The sequence below is a fragment of the Micromonospora acroterricola genome, assembly GCF_003172955.1.
GTDB classification, from domain to species: domain Bacteria; phylum Actinomycetota; class Actinomycetes; order Mycobacteriales; family Micromonosporaceae; genus Micromonospora; species Micromonospora acroterricola.
The window spans coordinates 1-17,767 of sequence record NZ_QGKR01000098.1 but is presented as its reverse complement, the minus strand read 5'-3'; the positions used below and the strand labels follow the sequence as shown (position 1 = coordinate 17,767).

Here is a 17,767-nt window from a genome sequence, read left to right as displayed (position 1 = left end):
GCGGCGGCGACCTGACTCTGGCCGCCGCCTTCGGCTCAGGGCCGGAGCGGGAAACGGGTCGGTCTACCTCGGTCGCGTGTCGGCCCGACGGCTACGGCTGGTCGGGGCGGTGGCGGGCGAAGGCGTCGACCTTGCCCCAGCGGCCCGGGATGTCGAGGAGCGCGATCCGCGCGAACGCGGACGGCAGCGCCGGGTCGACGGCGAGGTGGTCCTCGTGCGGGTTGATGCCGAGCATGGTGCGCAGCAGCAGCATCGACGCCCCGCTGGACCACGCCTGCGGGCTGCCGGCCGTCGGGTAGCGGACGGGGTACCGGGTGGTGTGCCGGTCGAAGCCACCGAAGGCCTCGGGCAGGCGGCCCTGGAAGTAGGTGGCCGCGTAGAGGATGCCCTCGGCGACGCGGGCCGCCTCGCTGGCGAACCCGTACCGGCGCAGACCCCAGGCGATGAACGAGTTGTCGAACGGCCAGACCGTGCCGTTGTGGTAGCCCAGCGGGTTGTAGCGGCTCTGCCCCTCGGCGAGGGTGCGCACGCCCCAGCCGGAGAAGAGCGCCGGACCCATCAGGTGCTCGACGACCCGCGAGGCCCGCTCCGGCGGCACGATGCCGCTCCACAGCAGGTGCCCGATGTTCGAGGAGAGGCTGTCGACGCGATTGCCCTCGCCGTCGAGCGCGAGGGCGTAGTAGCCCCGGTCGTCGAGCCAGAAGTCCTCGTTGAAGCGGTCGTACAGCGCCGCCGCCTCGCGTTCCAGCCGGTCGGCGTAGTCGGGGTCGCCCCAGACGGTACGGGCCAGCCGTGCCCCTCGGATCTTGGCGTCGTACGCGTACCCCTGGGTCTCGCACGTGGCCCTCGGGAAGCTCGGCAGCCTCCCGTCGGCGTAGGAGATGCTGTCCCACGAGTCCTTCCAGCACTGGTTCTCCAGGCCGGTGGCGGGGTTGCGACTGTGGTACCAGATGTAGCCGGTGGACCGCAGGTCCGCGTACTGGTCGATCCACGCCAGCGCCGCGCGGGCCTCCTGCTCCAACTCGGTCACCAGCGCCGTGTCGCCGCTCCACCGCTCGTACTCGTCGAGCAGCACCACGAACAGTGGCGAGGCGTCGACCGTGCCGTAGTACGGGGAGTGGGGCTGCTCCTCGAACGCGGCCGACTCGCCGTAGCGCAACTCGTGCAGGATCCGGCCGGGGTCCTCGTCCAGCACGTCGTCGGTGCGGGCGCCCTGGAGCGAACCGAGGATCCGCAGCGTCGGCGGGGTCAGCGACGGGGTGACGGGCAGGGTCTGCAGGCAGGTCAGCAGGCTGTCCCGGCCGAACAGGGTCATGAACCAGGGGAGTCCGGCCGCGGGCACGCTCGCGCCGCCGAGCGAGAGCGGGGCGAAACGCAGCGCCGCCAGGTCGACGAGGCTCCGCTGGTACACCTGCTGGAGCGCGATGTTCTCGGTGTCCAGTTTCGGGGCCGCCTCGACCCACGCGCGCACGCTCTCCGGCAGGGTCGAGTCGTGGGGCCGCAGCGCCCTCAGTGGGGCACGGAAGTCGACGCCGTCCGGGCGCAGCGCGCGCATCACCACCCGCAACTCTGTCGACCACTGCTCGCCGGGCCGCAGCCGCGCGGTGAAACGGAGCCCGTGCGGGTCGAAGGTGGCGGGCTCGCTCGCCGACAGGGACACCTCGCGCCGGTACGTGCCGCGCCGGTAGCCCAGCCGCAGCTCCTTCGGTTCGACCCGGGTGTAGTGGCTGCCGACCTTGTCCTGGACGTTGAACTTGATCTCGAAGATGTCGGCGAAGTCGGCCGCCACCTCGAGCCGCACGTCGAGATCGACGTCCTGCTGGCCGTAGTTGAACATGGTCAGCGACTCCGTCAGGTCCGGGCCGATCCGCCGCCGCCGGATGGCCGACACGTCGGCCTGCACGTAGTCGACCGCCCCGCCCGGCACCACGAAGAACGTGACCTCGTAGTACTGGCTGTCGTCCACCGACAGCGCGTTCAACCGTTCGCCGTTGACGGTGAGCACCCAGTGGGACAGGAAACGGGTGTCGGCGGCGAACAGCCCGACCGGGGTGTTGCTCGACGACTCCACGTCGCCGCTGGCGTCCGACACGAGGAACGTGTTGCCGTCGATGCAGGAGACGGTGCCCGGGATGTCCCTCATCGGCTACTTCCTGCCGTCGGAATCGGCCTGCTCGGACGCCCGCGGGAACAGCCGTCCGATTCGCAGCGCCATGGCGAGGTCACCGTCGACCAGGATCTCGCCCCGGGTGATCGCGGCCAGACCGTTCACCTCGCCCCGCGCCATCGCCTCCGCCACCTCGGCGGACACCCTGATGACGGTCTCGGCGGGCCCGGCGCTCCGCGTCACCCGCATCCGCCCATGGTCGATGTTCAGCAGCCACTGCTCCAGGCGGTCACCGTCCCGGATGTCGAACCGCACGCTCCCGCACACGTTGCTGAACCGCGGATCCTGGCCGGCAACCGTCAACCGCTCGAAGAAGGCACTGGTCGCCGTCATCCGACCCCCCGAGGCGCTGGTAGGAGCGCATGCCGGCTACCCGCTGCACGTGACCCTTAACTCCGTGCCGCCCCCGTTCCGGGTCCGCCCACCCCGGGCCGACCGGCGGCGGTCGTCACGTACGGTGGCGGCGCTGGTCAGAGCTTCCGGGAAGGGACACCGTGCCGACCTACCGCCACCCAGGCACCACCATCACCGACCACAGCTTCCGCGTGCCGCTCGACCACGCGGACCAGACCGGTGAGCAGATCCAGGTGTACGCCCGGGAGGTCGTCGCCGTCGGCCGGGAGCGCGAGTCGCTGCCCTGGCTGCTCTTCCTTCAGGGCGGGCCCGGCGGCCGGTCCCCGCGGCCGGTGGGCCGGGACGGCTGGCTCGACCGGGCGCTGGACGACTACCGGGTGCTGCTGCTGGACCAGCGTGGCACCGGCCGCTCCACCCCGGCCGACCGGCGCACCCTGCCGCTGCGCGGAGACGCCGCCGCGCAGGCCCGGTACCTGGCGCACTTCCGGGCCGACTCGATCGTCCGGGACTGCGAGCTGATCCGTCGGGAACTGCTCGGCGAGGACGGGCGGTGGAGCCTGCTCGGCCAGAGCTACGGCGGCTTCTGCACCCTCACCTACCTGTCGTACGCGCCGGAGGGCATCCGCGAGGCCTTCGTGACCGGCGGCCTCCCCGGCCTGGGCAGCACGGCCCAGGACGTCTACCGGGCCGCGTACCCGCGCGTGCAGCGCAAGGTCGAGGCGCACTACACGCGCTACCCGGAGGACGTCGAGACCGTCCGCGCGGTGGTGCGGCACCTGCGCGAGCGGGAGGTACGGCTGCCCGGCGGCGGCCTGCTGACCGCCGAGGCGTTCCAGGCGATCGGCACCGTGCTGGGCACCGGCAACGGCACACACACCCTGCACTACCTGCTCGAGGACGCCTTCCTGCCCGGGGTGCCCGACCGCCAGCTCTCCGACTCGTTCCTCGCCGACGTCCAGGCCCACCTCTCGTACGCGAGCCGCCCCCTCTACGCGCTGCTGCACGAGTCGATCTACGGCCAGCGCTCGGTGACGCCCGGCGCCACCGGGTGGGCGGCCCAGGCGGTCCGCGCCGAGTTCCCCCAGTTCGACGTGGACCGGGCGCTGGCCGAGGACCGGCCGGTGCTGCTGACCGGCGAGATGATCTACCCGTGGATGGTCGCCACCGACCCGGCGCTGGCCCCGCTTCGCGAGACGGCGGAGCTGCTGGCCCGCCGCGAGGACTGGCCGGACCTGTACGACCCGCGGCAGCTGGCCGGCAACGAGGTGCCAATCGTCGCCGCCGTCTACCACGACGACATGTACGTCGACGCCGAGGACTCGCTGGCCACCGCCCGCTCGGTGCGCGGGCTGCGTACCTGGGTCACCAACGAGTACGAGCACGACGGCCTCCGCGTGAGTGAGGGCCGCGTCCTCGACCGGCTGATCCGCCTGGTTCGCGGCGAGATGTGAGGTCCCGCCCGCCCGAGAGATGAGTTCGGGTCGACGGGGGACTCGTTTGCGGCCAGGGAGCCTGGGAACTCGCCTCGTTCGTCCGCCGGCAGGCCTTGACGGCCCGTCGAGGAGACGGAAGGAGCGGGTCATGGAGTACGAGCAGTTGATCGCCACGGTACGGCGGCGCGCGGGCCTCGGCGAGAACGAGGCCGTTCGGTCCGTACAGGCCGTCCTGTCGGTGCTCGGCGAACGGCTCGCCGGACGGGAGGCCGACCACCTGGCGGCACAGCTACCGGACCGGCTGAGCACGTCCGTCACCCGTAATCCACAGGGCCGCCGGTGGGACGTCGGCGAGTTCCTGAAGAACGTCGGCGACCGGGAACAGTGCCCGGACGCGGACCGGGTGCGTCAGCACGCCCAGGCGGTGTTGCGTACCGTCGCGGAGGCGCTCGACGACGACGAGCGTCGCGACCTGCTCGCCCAGCTCCCCGCCGGCATCATCGATCTGTTCGGTGTTCCCACCCCGCGCGGTTGAGCACCGCCCGGGCCGTGACCCGGGTCTGGTCCCGAACGGGTCGACGTGGGGTCAGGTCCTGCGGACCGCGCTGGTGAAACCGGCGATGAAGAGGGTGGCGAAGCTCCAGGCGAGCAGTTGCAGGAGCCAGCCGGCGAGGGTGAGTGTCTGGCCGGCAGGGGTGTCGGTGGGTTGGCAGCGGTCGCGGGCGCCGGTCCTGAGCAGCGGGGTGCCGAGGTCGAGGCCGACGCCGACCTGGTCGATGGTGGTGCAGGTGGATGCTGCTCCGCTGGCCACCGGCTTCTGCGCCAGGCCGCCGTGGTGGCCGCCGACGACGCTGAGGGTCACTGCGATCGCGAGCGTGGCGAGGAGCAGGAGCAGGGCCCGCCAGGGCTGGTAGCCGTAGCCCAGGGTGCTGCCGATGAGGCGTCCCCAGGCGCGCTCGGAGGCGGTCAGCCCGGCGCGCCGGATCTGGTCGCGGCGTTGGGCGATGAGGATGGTGCGGGCGTCGCGGTCGTGGCCGGCCGCGCGGTAGGCGGCGGCGAGGTGCTGGTAGGGCTGGGCGCTGTAACGCGGTGTGTCCTCGCGCAGCAGGGTGAGCCAGCCCCGCAGTGACGCGGGCCGCGGCAGCCCGCCGTAGGTGAGCCCGTCCAACTCGATCAGCGCTCCCGGGCCGGGTGCGGTGCGCGACACCCGATCGGTGTCCAGGCTGAGGGCCCCACCGATCCTCGCTCCGGCCAGCACCAGCACGACCACCTCGTCGCCGCCGCTGGTGGCGCTGAATCCGTCATCCAGGAGCACGTCCTGGTCGACCCGGAGGCCGTTCAGGTCGAGGGCGGGGCCGGTCGTGTTCTCCAGCCGCGCCCCACCGCAGGCCAGGAGTCCGCCGATGTGGGCGCCGGACAGGCCGACGCCGCCCCACCCGCTGGCGCTGGTGGCGGTGAAACCACTGTCCAGGGCCACGTCCCGGTCGACCGTGAGACCGTCGGCGTCGATGGCCGGTCCGGCGGTGTTCGTCAGCCGCGCACCGCTGGCGTTCAGCGAGCCGATGTGGGCGCCGATGAGCCGGATCGTGCCCTGCTCGCTGGCGCTGGTGGCGGTGAAGCCCTTCGACAGCAGCACGTCCTGGTTGGTCCGGAGGTTGTCGGCGTTGAGTGCCGGTCCGGCGGTGTTCTCCAGCAGGGCCCCGCCGCAGTTGAGCTGACCGCCGATGTGGGCGCCGAGCAGCCGGACGGTGCCACCCGCGCTGGGGCTGATGGCGGTGAACCCGCCATTCAGGAACACGCTCTGGTCGACCTGGAGGCCGTCGGCGTCCAGGGCCGGTCCGGTGCTGTTCTCCAGCCGCGCTCCGTGGCAGTCGACGGTGCCGACGCGGGCGGCGGCGAGTCGGATGGTGCCCGCGACGGCGTCAGCGGTGACCGTGCTCCCGTCGAGTGAGAGCGTCGATGCGGCACAGCGCGTGGCGTCGAGCGCCGCGTCCGCGGAACCGGTCGCCTGCTCGATGCGGCACCCGGTCAGGGCAACCACCGACAGTCGGGCGTTGCGAAGGTTCACGCCGCCGGGCAGCAGGCAGTCGCGCAGCTCCAACGCCAGGTCGCTGGTGACGTTCTCCAGGTCGATCTGACCGACGATCCGGGCCCCGCGCAGCCGCAGGCCGTGGGGGTCCGGCTCGCTGACCAGCCGGCCCCGGACCAGCTCACGGATGACCGAGGCCGAGATCGTCCGGTCGTCGCCCCAGGACCGCATCGCCGCGTCGTCGACCGGCCCGTCACCGGCCAGATCGAGCACCTCGCCGCGGACGACGGCCCCGATCAGTCGCTGCTCGACCCGACTGTGCGTCCCGCTGCTCGCACTCCGCACCCGCTGGCCGCCCACTGACGTCATGGCACCCATCATCAACGAGAAGTGCGCCGAGCGGTCCGCGCCGCTGCGCGGCTCGACCGGCAACTCACGGAAGAAGCCGGGAAGGGCGCTCTCTGGCGGTCCTCCGGCCAGCGGTGGGACTTCTCCGTCATTCGACCCCGGCGTCACGATCGCCGCGGTTAACCTCGCCTCGTCGAGGCGATGGGACCGGTCGGAGGCGGGTTGGTGGCGAAGCGGGCAGAGCCGGCGGCCGGTGGGTCGTCGGCGCCGTGGACCGTGCCACCCGCCCGCGCCACGCTCGGCCGGTGACGGCAGCCGATGCGATCGCACGGCAAGGGGGTGACCTGGGAGGAACTCTTCTTCGACCTCGCTCTCGTCTTCGCCCTGACCCAGTTCTCACGACTGCTGCACGAGGACCACACCTGGGCCGGTGTCGGCCGGACACTGATCCTCTTCGTTCCGGTCTACTGGGCCTGGGGCGGCGTGACGCTCTACACCGACCAGCGCGGCATCAATTCGTTGCTGGACCGCGTCGGCGTCCTCACGTTCGGGCTCGGCAGTCTCCTGATGGCCCTGACGATCCCCCGGGCCTACGACGACCACGGCCTGCTCTTCGTCGCCATCTACCTCGTCGGCCGAGTGCTGCTGGCCGGGCTCGCCCTGCGCGGCCTCCCCTCCTGGCGACCCCTCTTCGTCGGCCCCTACGGAGTCTTCCTGCTCACCGGACCGCTGCTGCTGGCTGGCGCCCTCGTGCAGGGCAGCGCCCGGATCGTCCTCTGGGCCGTCGCCGCGACCGTCGACCTGCTGAGCCCCTGGGTGGCGCGTCACCTTGTCACCCAGAGCAGGGTGCAGCCAGCGCACTTCACTCACCGCTACGGGCTGCTGATCATCCTCGTGTTCGGCGAGTCCATCATCCAGGTCGGGGCGGTGGCCGTCGACGAATCACTGACCCTCGTTCGACTCACGGCCCTCGCCGCCGCCTACGCCCTGGTCAGCGTGCTGTGGTACGCATACTTCGGCTACGGTCTGTCCGACTTCCGGAGCGCCCTGGAAGAGGCCCCCGACCAGCCGGACCTGCGCCGGACGGTCCTCGTCTACGGCCACCTGCTCTTCAGCTTCGCGATCATCACCATCGCCGTCGGTCTGGCCGAGATGCTGCCCGCACCACTCCACGTCCTGCCACCCCGCGAGGCGATGCTCCTCTCCGGTGGCTGCGCACTGTTCCTGTTGACCTTCGCCTACGCCTACTGGCGCATCCACCACAGGCTCGCCTGGCGTCGGGTCGGCGCTGGCGCGGCCTGTCTGCTCCTGGTGCCGCTGGCCACGCTGATGCCGGCCCTCATCGCGGTCGCGTGCCTCATCCTGGTGGTCGTCGTGATGACCGCGGCGGAGGAGCTGGCCATGCGACGTCAGGGCGGCGACGCGGCCCGGGGAACGTTCGGGCCCACGGGTCCGACGGACCGGGGACCCGCCACCGAGCCCGACTCCTGACCACCCGGCAGACTGATCGGCTCGTCCCGTGCGGTGACTAGCGCGGACGCACCCCGGCCTCCACCGTCAGGGTGCCCGCCTCGGCGTCGATCGTGGCCCGCGAGCCGAGCGGCACGGTGAGCTGCCCGTTGCCGTGGCCGAGTCGGAGCCCGCCCAGGACGGGCACGCCGAGGTCGTAGAGGCGGTCCTTCAGCACCGCCGCCGCGTCCCACTCGTCCGGTGCGCCGACGCTGTTGGTGATCTGGCCGATCACCACCCCGGCGACCCGGGACAGCACGCCCACCCGGCGCAGTTCGGTGAGCATGCTGTCGATGCTGTACGGGTCCTCGTCCACGTCCTCGAAGAAGAGGATGGCGCCGTCGAACCTCGGGGCGTCACCGGCGCCCAGCGAGGTGGAGATCAGCGTGAGGCAGCCGCCGAGCAGGGGGCCGGTCGCGCGGCCCGGCACCAGCACGGGAGCGGCCGTCTCGGCGGGATCGCGGGTGACGGTGACGGGCGCGGTGGTCATCACGGCCCGCCTCAGCGCCTCGGCCGACTCGGGGCCGGTGCGCGCGTCGCTCCAGTTGACCATCGGGCCGTAGAAGGTGGCCAACCCCGTCTCGCGCCACAGTTTGCCGTGGATGCTGGTGATGTCGCTGAACCCGACGACGACCCGGGGATCGCGGCGGATTCCGGACACGTTGATGTCATCGATGATCCGCTGGGTGCCGTAGCCGCCACGGGCGGCAAAGACACCGCGGATCCCGGGGTCGTTGAGCGCCGCGTTCAGGTCGGCCAGCCGCTCCGCGTCGGTGCCGGCCAGGTAGCCGTACCTGGCGAAGACGTGCTCGCCCAGCTCGACCCGCAGGCCCCAGCTCTGCAGGATCTCGATGCCGCGGGTCATGTTCGCCGGGTCGGGAGTGCTTCCGGGTGACACGACCCGGACGCGGTCACCGGGCACCAGGACCGGCGCGCGCAAAACCCGCCTCGGGCCACCCGGCGCGGCCTGCGCCGGCGCCGCCTCGGTCGTGCCGGCGAGGAACGCGCCGCCGGCGGCCGCCGCCCCGACACCCAGCATGTGCCGTCGGGACAGGGCCCGGCTCGCGGACCTCGGTGACGGGGTGCGGTCTGCTTCCGAAGTGCCCATCGCCGTGCCCTCCATCGTCATCGATGTCCGCGCGGCACCAGCCTACGACAAGCATCGATGACCGGGGGACCCGTGGGCGGCGGGCTCCCTCCGGCACATGCGCAAGAAAAGGAGCCGGTTCTCGCGGTCTGGTCGGTGATGTCGTAAACGGTTCAGCTCCAAAGGGGCTGACCAGAACACCATCCCCCTGCTGACGCAGTGCGCCGCGCCCGCACGGCGACAACCGGCCGCCGTCTCGTCGGTCGGGCGGCTAGCGTGTCGGCAATGGAGAGTGGTGACCCGCAGGCAACCCGGACGGACGACCGCACGGTGCGACTGCGCCCGGTCGCGGAGGCCGACCTGGCGATGCTGCGGCGGTTCTGCACCGAGCCGGGGCTGATCGGGCTCGACTGGACTGGCTTCCGCGACGCGGAGGCACCCGCCCGGCGCTTCGCCGTCGACGGCTGGCTGGGCGTCGACGACGGGCGACTGATCGTCGAGGTCGAGCCGGAGCCGGCCGCCGCCGGCCTCGTCAGCTACCGGTCCGGTCGATACGCCGGGTTGGCGTCGTACTGGGAGATCGGGATCGTCCTGCTACCCCCGTGGCGGGGCCGGGGCGTCGGCTGGCGCGCCCAGGCGCTGCTCTGCGACTACCTGTTCCAGCACACCCCGGCGCAGCGCATCCAGGCCGGCACCCACCCCGAGAACGTCGCCGAGCAGCGGTCCCTGGAGAAGGCCGGTTTCCAGCTCGAAGGCGTGGTGCGGGCCTGCGAGTTCCGGGCCGGGCAGTGGCGCGACGGTTACCTCTACAGCAGACTCCGCGACGACCCGTCGCCGTGGGACCGCGCGGGGGAGTGACGGGGACTCACCGGCCGAGCCGGCTCAGGGGATGGGCCACTCGTGCACCGGCCGGTTGCTGTGCATCAGCGTCACGTAGTGCCGGACCACCTCGCGCAGCGCCGCCGGCCGGTCCAGGTGGTCGGCGGACTCCAGCCGGTGCAGCGTCTCCACCTGCCATGTCGCGCCGTTGCGGCCGGTCAGGCAGCGCTGCTCGATGATGCCGAGCAGCCGGTCCCGCTCGCCCGGGTCCAGTCCCCAGCGGTCCAGGCCGTGGTGCGCCATCGGCAGGAGCCGGCGCAGCACCAGCTCGGTCACCGGCAGGTAGCCGAGGCCCGGCCAGAAGACCTGCGCGTCGATGCCGTAGCGGGCGCAGCTGGTGAAATTCTCCTCGGCGGCGCTGAACGACATCTGGGACCACAGTGGCCGGTCCGACTCGGCCAGGGCCCGGACCAGCCCGAAGTAGAAGGCGCCGTTGGCGATGGTGTCCAGCACGGTGGGCCCGGCGGGCAGCACCCGGTTCTCCACGCGCAGGTGCGGGCGGCCGCGCGACACGTCGTACACCGGCCGGTTCCACCGGTAGATGGTGCCGTTGTGCAGCCGCAGCTCGGCGAGGTTGGGCACCTCACCGGCCGCGAGGGCCTGCGCCGGGTCCTCCGGGTCGCACACCGGCAGCAGCGCCGGGAAGTAGCGGACGTTCTCCTCGAACAGGTCGAACACGGTGGTGATCCAGCGTTCGCCGAACCAGACCCGGGGCCGTACGCCCTGCGCCTTGATCTCCTCCGACCGGGTGTCGGTGGCCTGCTGGAACAGGGGGATGCGGGTCTCCCGCCACAGCTCCCGGCCGAAGAACAGCGGCGCGTTCGCGCCGAGCGCGACCTGGATGCCGGCGACCGCCTGGGCGGCGTTCCAGTAGTCGGCGAACTGGGCCGGGCTGACCTGGAGGTGGAACTGCGTGCTGGTGCAGGCCGCCTCGGGGGTGATCGTGTCGGCGGTGACCGCCAGCCGTTCCACCCCGCTGATGGCGATCGGCAGGTCCTCGCCCCGGGCGGCGAAGATCTGCTCGTTGAGCAGCGCGTACCGGGGGTTGTGCGACAGCGTCTCGGCGGTCAGGTGCTCCGGGCGCAGCGTCGGCAGGATGCCGATCATGACCATGTGCGCGCCGATCGCGCGAGCCTTCTCCTCGGCGGCGTTGAGGCTCGCCCGTACGTGCTCCTCGAACTCGGCGGTGCCGGTGCCGGTCAACCGGCGGGGCGGCACGTTGATCTCGATGTTGAACTGACCCAGCTCGGTCTGGAAGCTCGGGTCGGCGATGGCCGCCAGGACGTCGGCGTTGCGCATCGCCGGCATCGACTGCTGGTCGACCAGATTGAGCTCGATCTCCAGCCCGGTCATCGGCCGGTCGATGTCGAACCGCGACTCGCGCAGCATCTCGGCGAAGACGTCCAGGCAGCGGCGGACCTTGTCCCGGTAGCGGGCCCGGTCCTCCCGGCTGAAGGTCCGTACGCCGACATCCTCGCCCATGGTCACCGCCCTGTCACCGCTGGTTCCCCCTAACCTCGCACGTGGCCGGCGGGTGGGGAAGACCCGATGGTTCCTTCCTACCCAGCCGCGCGCCCGGTGATCCCTGTCGCGTCCGCGTGGTCCGCGCCGACCCGACCGGCCCGCACCGCTAGCATTGCCGCCCGAGAGGTGGTGGCGTGGGGATGCGTGAGAAGGTGACCCGGCTCTTCGTCGCGGCGGCGATCGCCGAGGCGTGCTCCTGGCTGGCCCTGCTGGTCGGCATGGCGGTCAAGTACGGCCCGCCGGACAACGAGCTGGGCGTCAAGATCTTCGGCCCGATCCACGGCGGCCTGTTCGTCGCGTACGTCCTGCTGGCGCTGGCGGTGGCCCGGCTGCACCGGTGGAGCCTGCTGGCCACGCTCGTGGCGCTGGCCTGCGCCGTGCCGCCGTTCGCCACGCTCGCCTACGAGCGCTGGGCCCACCGCCGGGGGATGCTCGACAGCGCGCGCCGACCGGCCCGCGAGCCCGCCCCGGTCGGCTGAGCCACCACGGCACCGCGTCGCCGGTCGCCGTTGAGCGCTCAGTCGGCCAGGAAGTCGGCGAGCACGGCGGCCAGCGCCTCCGGCGCCTCCTCGGCCATGTGATGGCCCGAGTCGATCGACGCGGCCCGCACGTCGTCGGCCCACTCCCGCCAGATCGCCGCCGGGTCGCCGTGCAGCTCCACCATGTCGTCGCGCTCGGACCAGACGAACAGCACCGGGCAGCCGATCTTCCGTCCAGCGGCGCGGTCCGCGTCGTCGGCGGCCCGGTCCGGCCCCAGACCGGCCCGGTAGTCCTCGCACATCGCGTGCACCGTCGCCGGGTCGTGGATCGCCCGGGAGTAGTCCGCGTACGCCTCCTCGCCCATCTCCTCGGGGAAGCCGCCGTACCAGGCGTCCGGGTCCGCGTTGATCACCCGCTCCGCCGGCTTGTCGGTCTGGCCGAGGAAGAACCAGTGCCACCAGCGGGCGGCGAACCGGGCGTCGCAGGTGGCCAGCGCCGCGCCGATGGGGATCCCGTCGAGGACGCCCAGCCGGCTGACCCGGTCCGGGTGGTCCAGGGCGGTGCGCATCGCCGCGTACGCCCCGCGGTCGTGGCCCACCACCGCGGCCCGCTCGTGGCCGAGCGCGTCGAGCAGCGCGACCACGTCGCGGGCCATCGCCCGCTTGGCGTACCCCGAGTGGTCGGCGGTCTCCGGCGGCTTCGTCGAGCCGCCGTAGCCGCGCAGGTCGGGGCAGATCACCGTGTGCCGCTCGGCGAGCAGCGGCGCCACCCGGTGCCACGTGGCGTGGGTACGGGGGTGGCCGTGCAGCAGGACCACCGGCGAGCCGGACCCGCCGTGGCGCACCCGCAGGCGCACCGGGTCGACGTCGATCTCGTCGAGCGTGAATCCGGGGAACATACCGCTGCCGGTGCCCAGCCGGCAGACCGGGGAAACCCGGTCGACCGGCTCAGGTCAGCGCGGAGCAGGCCGCGACGCCGGTGAGCAGCAGCGCGCCCAGCAGCGCCTGCAACAGCAGCGGCGGGCCGAGGTGCGACCAGAGCGTCGCGGTACGCGGGGTGAGCAGCTGCCCGGTGGTGAGGTTGACGATCCGCTCGATGCGGGGCGGCAGGTCCGGGTCGCGTTGCGGGCGCAGCGTGAGCTGCACGTGGTCCGCGGGGTGCAGGGCGCTCTGCGGCAGGTGGCCGTGCAGCTCCACCTCGCAGAGCTGGCCGGCGGTGTTCCGCAGCCGCACCGGGGTGACCAGGTACTCGGGGCCCTGCTTCAGCTCCTTCCAGCGCCGCCTGGTGCCGCCGCCGCCCGCGGAGAAGAGCGAGCGCAGCAGCAGGGCGGGCAGCCGGGCGAACGCGGCCGCGGCGAGCACCGCCACCAGCACCGGTTGGCCGATGCGCACCTCGCGGGTGTAGCCGTCGAGCAGGCGGATCAACCGCCCGGTGACGACCCGCTCCGTCGGGTGCACGATGCGTCGGGTATCAAGTCCGCTGTCCATTTCCACCACCGAGAGTCCGCTTCCGTTCACTGATCGTATCGATGTCCCCGGTTGAACGACGTGAATGAAACCTGGTCACGGGCTCACGGCCGCGAGGTGACATCCCGGGCGACCCGGGTAAGCGGGGGGCCGAGCTGGAAAGGGGTCGAGCATGCAGCTGTCCTTCCTGCGCCCGCTCTACGACCGACCCGGGCCGTGGTGCTCGGTGTACGTGGACGCCTCCGCCGACACGGAGGACGCCCACCCGGCGCTGGCCCTGCGCTGGCGCGCCCTGGCACGGCAACTGACCGACCAGGGCGCGGACGAGGCGACCGTCGCCGCGCTGGAACGGGTGGTCCGTGGGCACGACCCGATGGTCGGCAACTACGGCCTGGCGCTCTTCGCCACGCGCGGCCGGGTGGTGCTCTCCGAGTACCTGTCCGCGCCGCCGCTCAGTGACCTGGCCAGTTACGCGCCGCTGCCGCACGTGATGCCGCTGCTCGCGCAGCGCGGCGAGCAGGTGGCCTGGGTGCGGGTGCTGGCCAACCGCACCGGCGCGGACGCGATCGCGATCAGTGCCGGAGGAGTGCCCCGGCGGGCGCACGTCGTCGGCCGGGAGACCTTCCCGCTGCGCAAGCCGCAGCCCGGCGGCTGGTCCCAGGACATCTACCAGAAGGCCGCCATGGAGGCCTGGCACCACAACGCCGGCGACGTCACCGCCGCGACCGTGCAGCTGGCCGAGAAGGTCGGCGCGGAGGTGGTCGTGATCGCTGGCGACGTCCGCGCCACCGGGATGATCGCCGCCCAGATGCCCGAGCGCTGGCAGGACATGATGGTGCGCACCGACGCCGGATCGCGGGCCGCCGGCGCCGACCAGACGCTCCTGGACGACCTCACCGTGCAGACCATCGCGGAGGTCGCCGACCAGCGGATCAGCGCCACGCTGGACAGGTTCGGCGTACAGGAGGACGTGGGCGCCGGGCTCGATGCGGTCGTGGGTGCACTGCAACGCAACCAGGTGGACACCATGCTGATCGTGGATGACCCGTCGGCGAACGGCGAGCTGTGGATCGGCCCGGAGCCGACCGAGATCGCCGTCGACCCGGGGCAGTTGGCCGCGATGTCGGTCGACGACCCGCAGCGGGTCCGCGCCGACGCGGCGCTCGTCCGGGCGCTGGTCGGCACCGACGCGGCGCTGACCGTGCTGGGCCCGGACGAGGCGCCGGAGCTCACCGAGGGCGTCGGCGCGGTGCTGCGTTACGTCGATGCCAGCACGCCCGGGCGCGGCAATGGCTGAGCGCCGCGTCGCCGACCTCGTGGTGGAGCGGCTGCTGGCGTGGCGGGTGCCGCGCGCCTTCGGCTACCCGGGCGCGGCGATCGCCCCGCTGGTCGAGGCGCTGGACGGCACGGGCGGCGACCCGGCGTTCGTCCCGGCCCGCCACGAGGAGACGGCGTCGTTCATGGCCACCGGCCACGCCAAGTTCACCGGTGGCATCGGGGTCTGCCTGGCCACCCAGGGCCCCAGCGCGGTGCAACTGCTCAACGGTCTCTACGACGCCAAGCTGGACAGCACCCCGGTCGTCACGATCATCGGCGAGGACATCTCCGGGCCGCTCGGCGGCGCACACCAGGAGATCGGGCTGAGCCGGCTCTTCGGCGACGTGTGCAACCAGTTCGTGCAGTACGGGCGCCGACCCGAGGACGTGCCGGCGCTGCTGGACCAGGCGTTCCGCACGGCGGCGGCGACCCGCAGCCCGACCTGTGTGGTGCTGCCCCGGCAGTTGCAGGAGGCCGTGGTGCCCGACCTGCAGCCGCAGTCCGTCGGCGTGATCTCGGCGACCCCGGGCGTACCGCTGGCCCGCGTACTGCCGCACGAGATGGACCTCGACGCCGCCGCGCAGCTCCTCGGCGGCGGCCAGCGCACGGCGATCCTCGTGGGCCAGGGTGGCCGGGGCGCGGCCGCGGAGATCGTCGAGTTGGCCGACCGGCTCGGCGCCGGCATCGCCACCTCGCTGCTGGGCAAGCCGGTGCTCGACGAGCGGCTGCCCTTCCACACCGGTGTGCTCGGCGAGGTCGGCACCACGGCCGCCGCCGAGCTGATGGGCGGCTGCGACACGCTGCTGCTGATCGGCACCAACGACCCGTGGATCGACTACTTCCCGATGCCCGGGCAGGCCCGCACGGTGCAGATCGACATCGACGGCCGGCGGATCGGCACCCGGTACCCGGCCGACGTGCCGCTGGTCGGCGACGCCGCCGAGACGCTGCGGGCGCTGCTGGCCCGGGTGCCCCATCGGCCCAACCAGCAGTGGCGCGCCACGGTGGAACGCTCGGTGGACCGGTGGCGGACGACCGCCGCCGACCGCGCCGCCGTGCCGGCCGAACCGGTCAACCCGCAGCTCGTGCTCCACGAGCTGTCCACCCGCGTACCGTCCAATGGCGCGGTCGCGGTCGACGTCGGCTCGGTCCTCTACTGGTACGCCCGACACCTCGTCCTGCCGCCCGGCGTGAACGCGCAGCTGTGCGGCACCCTCGGCTCGATGGGCTGCGCCCTGCCGTACGCGGTGGCCGCCAAGCTGGACGCGCCCGACCGGCCGGTGATCGCGCTGGTCGGTGACGGTGCCATGCAGCTCAACGGGCTCGCCGAGCTGATCACCGTCGCGCACCTCTGGCAGGAGTGGCGGGACCCGCGGCTGGTGGTGCTGGTGCTCAACAACCGCGACCAGTCCGGGATGGGCGGCGGGCGGCAGGTGCCGTCCGACCCGTCACGCCGGCGCCCCGACGTGCCGTACGCCGGCTGGGCCCGGCTGCTCGGGCTGCACGGTGTCCGGGTCGACCGCCCGGAGCTGGTCGGCGCGGCCTGGGACGAGGCGCTCGCCGCGGACCGCCCGTGCGTGCTGGAGGCGGTGGTGGACGCCACGGTGCCACTGGCGCCGCCGGAGCCGGCCTTCGCCGACCTGCGCGGCCTGTACGCCAACGGCGACGCCGCCCGGCGGGTGCGCGAGCAGGTCGAACTCACCGTGAACGCGGAGGGCCTCGTTTAGGCGCACTCCACCTGGGCATCAGTAGCGGCCCGATAAAGCTGGAGGTCAGATGCTGGAGCCCGTCGACCGTCGGTACGGTCCCGCGCCCCTACCGCAGCCGCGCGGTCCGCTCTCCGCAGCGGTCGCCGACGCCCTGCGCCGGCCGCCGCACGACCTGCCGGCCACGCTCGGCGCCGACCTCGACCCGGCGGACCCGCTCACCGACGAGGACCTCCAGCTCACCCTGTTCCTCTGCTACGAGCTGCACTACCGGGGCTGGCGCGGCGTGGCCGAGGGCTGGGAGTGGCAGCCGACGCTGCTGGCCCTGCGGGCCCGCGCCGAGCGGCCCTTCGAGGCGGCGCTACGCCGGCTGACCGGTCGGCCGCCGGTGCCGCCGGCCGGGGTGGCCGCCGGGCTGGCCGATCTGGTCGCCGCCGACGACGGGCCGCCGCTGTCCGCGACGCTCCAGCGGCGCGCCACCCTCGGCCAGTTCCGCGAGTTCGTCGCCCACCGCTCGGTCTACCACCTGCGCGAGGCGGATCCGCACAGCTGGGCGCTGCCCCGCCTCGGCGGCCCGGCCAAGGCCGCCCTGGTGGAGATCCAGGCCGACGAGTACGGCAACGGCCGGCTGGACCGGATGCACGCGGAGCTGTTCCGGCGCACCCTCGGCCGGCTCGGCCTGGACACCGGCTACGGCGCCCACGTGAACGTGGTGCCCGCCGTGACGCTGGCGACGAACAACCTGATGTCGCTGCTCGGGCTGCACCGCCGCCTGCGCGGCGCGCTGCTCGGTCACCTGGCGGCGTTCGAGATGACCTCGTCGGCGCCGAACCGCCGGTACGGCAACGGGCTGCGCCGGCTCGGCCTCGACGAGGTGGCCACCCGCTTCTACGACGAGCACGTCGAGGCCGACGCGGTGCACGAACAGATCGCCATGCACGACCTCTGTGGCGGCCTGGTCCGCGCCGAGCCGGCACTGGCCGGTGACGTGCTCTTCGGCGCGGCGGCCGCGCTCGCGGTCGACCGCCTGTTCGCCGCGCATCTGCTGGACAGCTGGGCCGCCGGCCGCAGTTCGCTGCGGGCGCCCACCGCGTTGACCGTCTCGCTGCCCGCGACCCCGTCGACGTCCGCCACCGCCGGACCGCTGGCCGGCGTCGTCTGACCCGCGGGTCAGCCCTCCCGGGTGGTGCCCGCCCGGAAGTTGACCATCTTGTGGGTGCCGTCGCAGAACGGCTTGAGCGCCGACTTGCCGCACCGGCACAGCGCCACCGTGCCCCGTCGCGCGTCGATCCGCTCGCCGTCCGGGGTGACCAGGGCGAAGTCGCCGCGAACCAGCAGCGGTCCGTCCTGGTACGGGGTGATCGTGGCGGCGGCGGGCTCGCTCGTGTCCTCGGTGCGCATGGGCCCGGAAGTGCCCGCCCTGGCCTGTCCCTTATACACATCTGACGCTGCCGACGATAAGGCTCGT

General features: G+C 72.9%; 16 protein-coding genes. 8 read left to right on the top strand and 8 right to left on the bottom strand.

Annotated elements, in window-relative coordinates; all coding sequences use genetic code 11:
* Nucleotides 1–91 precede the first annotated feature (91 nt).
* Nucleotides 92–2,134, bottom strand: a complete 2,043-nt coding sequence (locus DKT68_RS02835; RefSeq protein WP_109815889.1) for an amylo-alpha-1,6-glucosidase — start codon at nt 2,132–2,134, stop codon at nt 92–94.
* A gap of 12 nt (nt 2,135–2,146) precedes the next feature.
* The gene (locus DKT68_RS02830; RefSeq protein ID WP_109815871.1) at nt 2,147–2,500 is read right to left on the bottom strand and encodes an SCP2 sterol-binding domain-containing protein; all 354 of its coding nucleotides are present in this window, start codon (nt 2,498–2,500) and stop codon (nt 2,147–2,149) included.
* A gap of 161 nt (nt 2,501–2,661) precedes the next feature.
* On the opposite strand from DKT68_RS02830, the gene DKT68_RS02825 reads away from it, so the two are divergent.
* Both DKT68_RS02825 and DKT68_RS02820 read left to right on the top strand, forming a co-directional pair.
* Complete coding sequence (locus DKT68_RS02825) at nt 2,662–3,972, top strand: alpha/beta fold hydrolase (protein WP_109815870.1); 1,311 nt, start codon at nt 2,662–2,664, stop codon at nt 3,970–3,972.
* A gap of 130 nt (nt 3,973–4,102) precedes the next feature.
* Entirely contained in the window at nt 4,103–4,489 is a 387-nt protein-coding gene (locus DKT68_RS02820) for a DUF2267 domain-containing protein (RefSeq protein WP_161556610.1), read from the top strand.
* 51 nt (nt 4,490–4,540) lie between these two features.
* Here DKT68_RS02820 and DKT68_RS02815 read toward each other — a convergent pair whose 3' ends face one another.
* The gene (locus DKT68_RS02815; protein ID WP_146218267.1) at nt 4,541–6,352 is read right to left on the bottom strand and encodes a hypothetical protein; all 1,812 of its coding nucleotides are present in this window, start codon (nt 6,350–6,352) and stop codon (nt 4,541–4,543) included.
* A 297-nt stretch (nt 6,353–6,649) separates the two neighbouring features.
* On the opposite strand from DKT68_RS02815, the gene DKT68_RS02810 reads away from it, so the two are divergent.
* Nucleotides 6,650–7,822, top strand: a complete 1,173-nt coding sequence (locus DKT68_RS02810; protein WP_109815867.1) for a low temperature requirement protein A — start codon at nt 6,650–6,652, stop codon at nt 7,820–7,822.
* A 37-nt stretch (nt 7,823–7,859) separates the two neighbouring features.
* Here the strand turns inward: DKT68_RS02810 and DKT68_RS02805 are convergent, their stop codons facing one another.
* Nucleotides 7,860–8,879, bottom strand: a complete 1,020-nt coding sequence (locus tag DKT68_RS02805) for a S66 peptidase family protein (protein ID WP_109815866.1) — start codon at nt 8,877–8,879, stop codon at nt 7,860–7,862.
* A 333-nt stretch (nt 8,880–9,212) separates the two neighbouring features.
* On the opposite strand from DKT68_RS02805, the gene DKT68_RS02800 reads away from it, so the two are divergent.
* Nucleotides 9,213–9,785, top strand: coding sequence for a GNAT family N-acetyltransferase (locus DKT68_RS02800; RefSeq protein WP_109815865.1), 573 nt, complete (start codon nt 9,213–9,215; stop codon nt 9,783–9,785).
* A gap of 24 nt (nt 9,786–9,809) precedes the next feature.
* Here the strand turns inward: DKT68_RS02800 and DKT68_RS02795 are convergent, their stop codons facing one another.
* Nucleotides 9,810–11,288 (bottom strand): glutamate--cysteine ligase family protein, encoded by a 1,479-nt coding sequence (locus DKT68_RS02795; protein ID WP_109815888.1) that lies wholly within the window; start codon nt 11,286–11,288, stop codon nt 9,810–9,812.
* 182 nt (nt 11,289–11,470) lie between these two features.
* On the opposite strand from DKT68_RS02795, the gene DKT68_RS02790 reads away from it, so the two are divergent.
* Nucleotides 11,471–11,809 carry a DUF3817 domain-containing protein gene (locus tag DKT68_RS02790; protein ID WP_109815864.1) on the top strand — a complete coding sequence of 113 codons (339 nt, stop codon included), beginning with the start codon at nt 11,471–11,473 and terminating at the stop codon, nt 11,807–11,809.
* Nucleotides 11,810–11,847: 38 nt separating this feature from the next.
* On the opposite strand, the gene DKT68_RS02785 is transcribed toward DKT68_RS02790, so the two are convergent.
* Together DKT68_RS02785 and DKT68_RS02780 are read right to left on the bottom strand one after the other, a co-directional pair.
* Entirely contained in the window at nt 11,848–12,708 is an 861-nt protein-coding gene (locus DKT68_RS02785; protein WP_109815863.1) for an alpha/beta fold hydrolase, read from the bottom strand.
* Nucleotides 12,709–12,757: 49 nt separating this feature from the next.
* Complete coding sequence (locus DKT68_RS02780; RefSeq protein WP_201748871.1) at nt 12,758–13,306, bottom strand: hypothetical protein; 549 nt, start codon at nt 13,304–13,306, stop codon at nt 12,758–12,760.
* A gap of 142 nt (nt 13,307–13,448) precedes the next feature.
* Here DKT68_RS02780 and DKT68_RS02775 point away from each other — a divergent pair, with 142 nt between their 5' ends.
* From DKT68_RS02775 to DKT68_RS02765, 3 genes are read left to right on the top strand one after another with little or no spacing between them, the layout of a single operon-like run.
* A complete protein-coding gene (locus DKT68_RS02775; protein WP_109815861.1) occupies nt 13,449–14,573 on the top strand; it encodes a baeRF2 domain-containing protein in 1,125 nt (374 codons plus the stop codon).
* Entirely contained in the window at nt 14,566–16,320 is a 1,755-nt protein-coding gene (locus DKT68_RS02770; protein ID WP_109815860.1) for a thiamine pyrophosphate-binding protein, read from the top strand. The genes DKT68_RS02775 and DKT68_RS02770 overlap by 8 nt, the downstream gene beginning before the upstream one ends.
* 49 nt (nt 16,321–16,369) lie before the next feature.
* On the top strand, nt 16,370–17,461 hold the full coding sequence (locus DKT68_RS02765) for an iron-containing redox enzyme family protein (RefSeq protein ID WP_109815859.1): 1,092 nt from the start codon (nt 16,370–16,372) through the stop codon (nt 17,459–17,461).
* An 8-nt stretch (nt 17,462–17,469) separates the two neighbouring features.
* Here the strand turns inward: DKT68_RS02765 and DKT68_RS02760 are convergent, their stop codons facing one another.
* Nucleotides 17,470–17,700: a CDGSH iron-sulfur domain-containing protein gene (locus DKT68_RS02760; RefSeq protein WP_109815858.1), complete on the bottom strand. Its 231-nt coding sequence runs from the start codon at nt 17,698–17,700 to the stop codon at nt 17,470–17,472.
* Between the last annotated feature and the right edge of the window lie 67 nt (nt 17,701–17,767).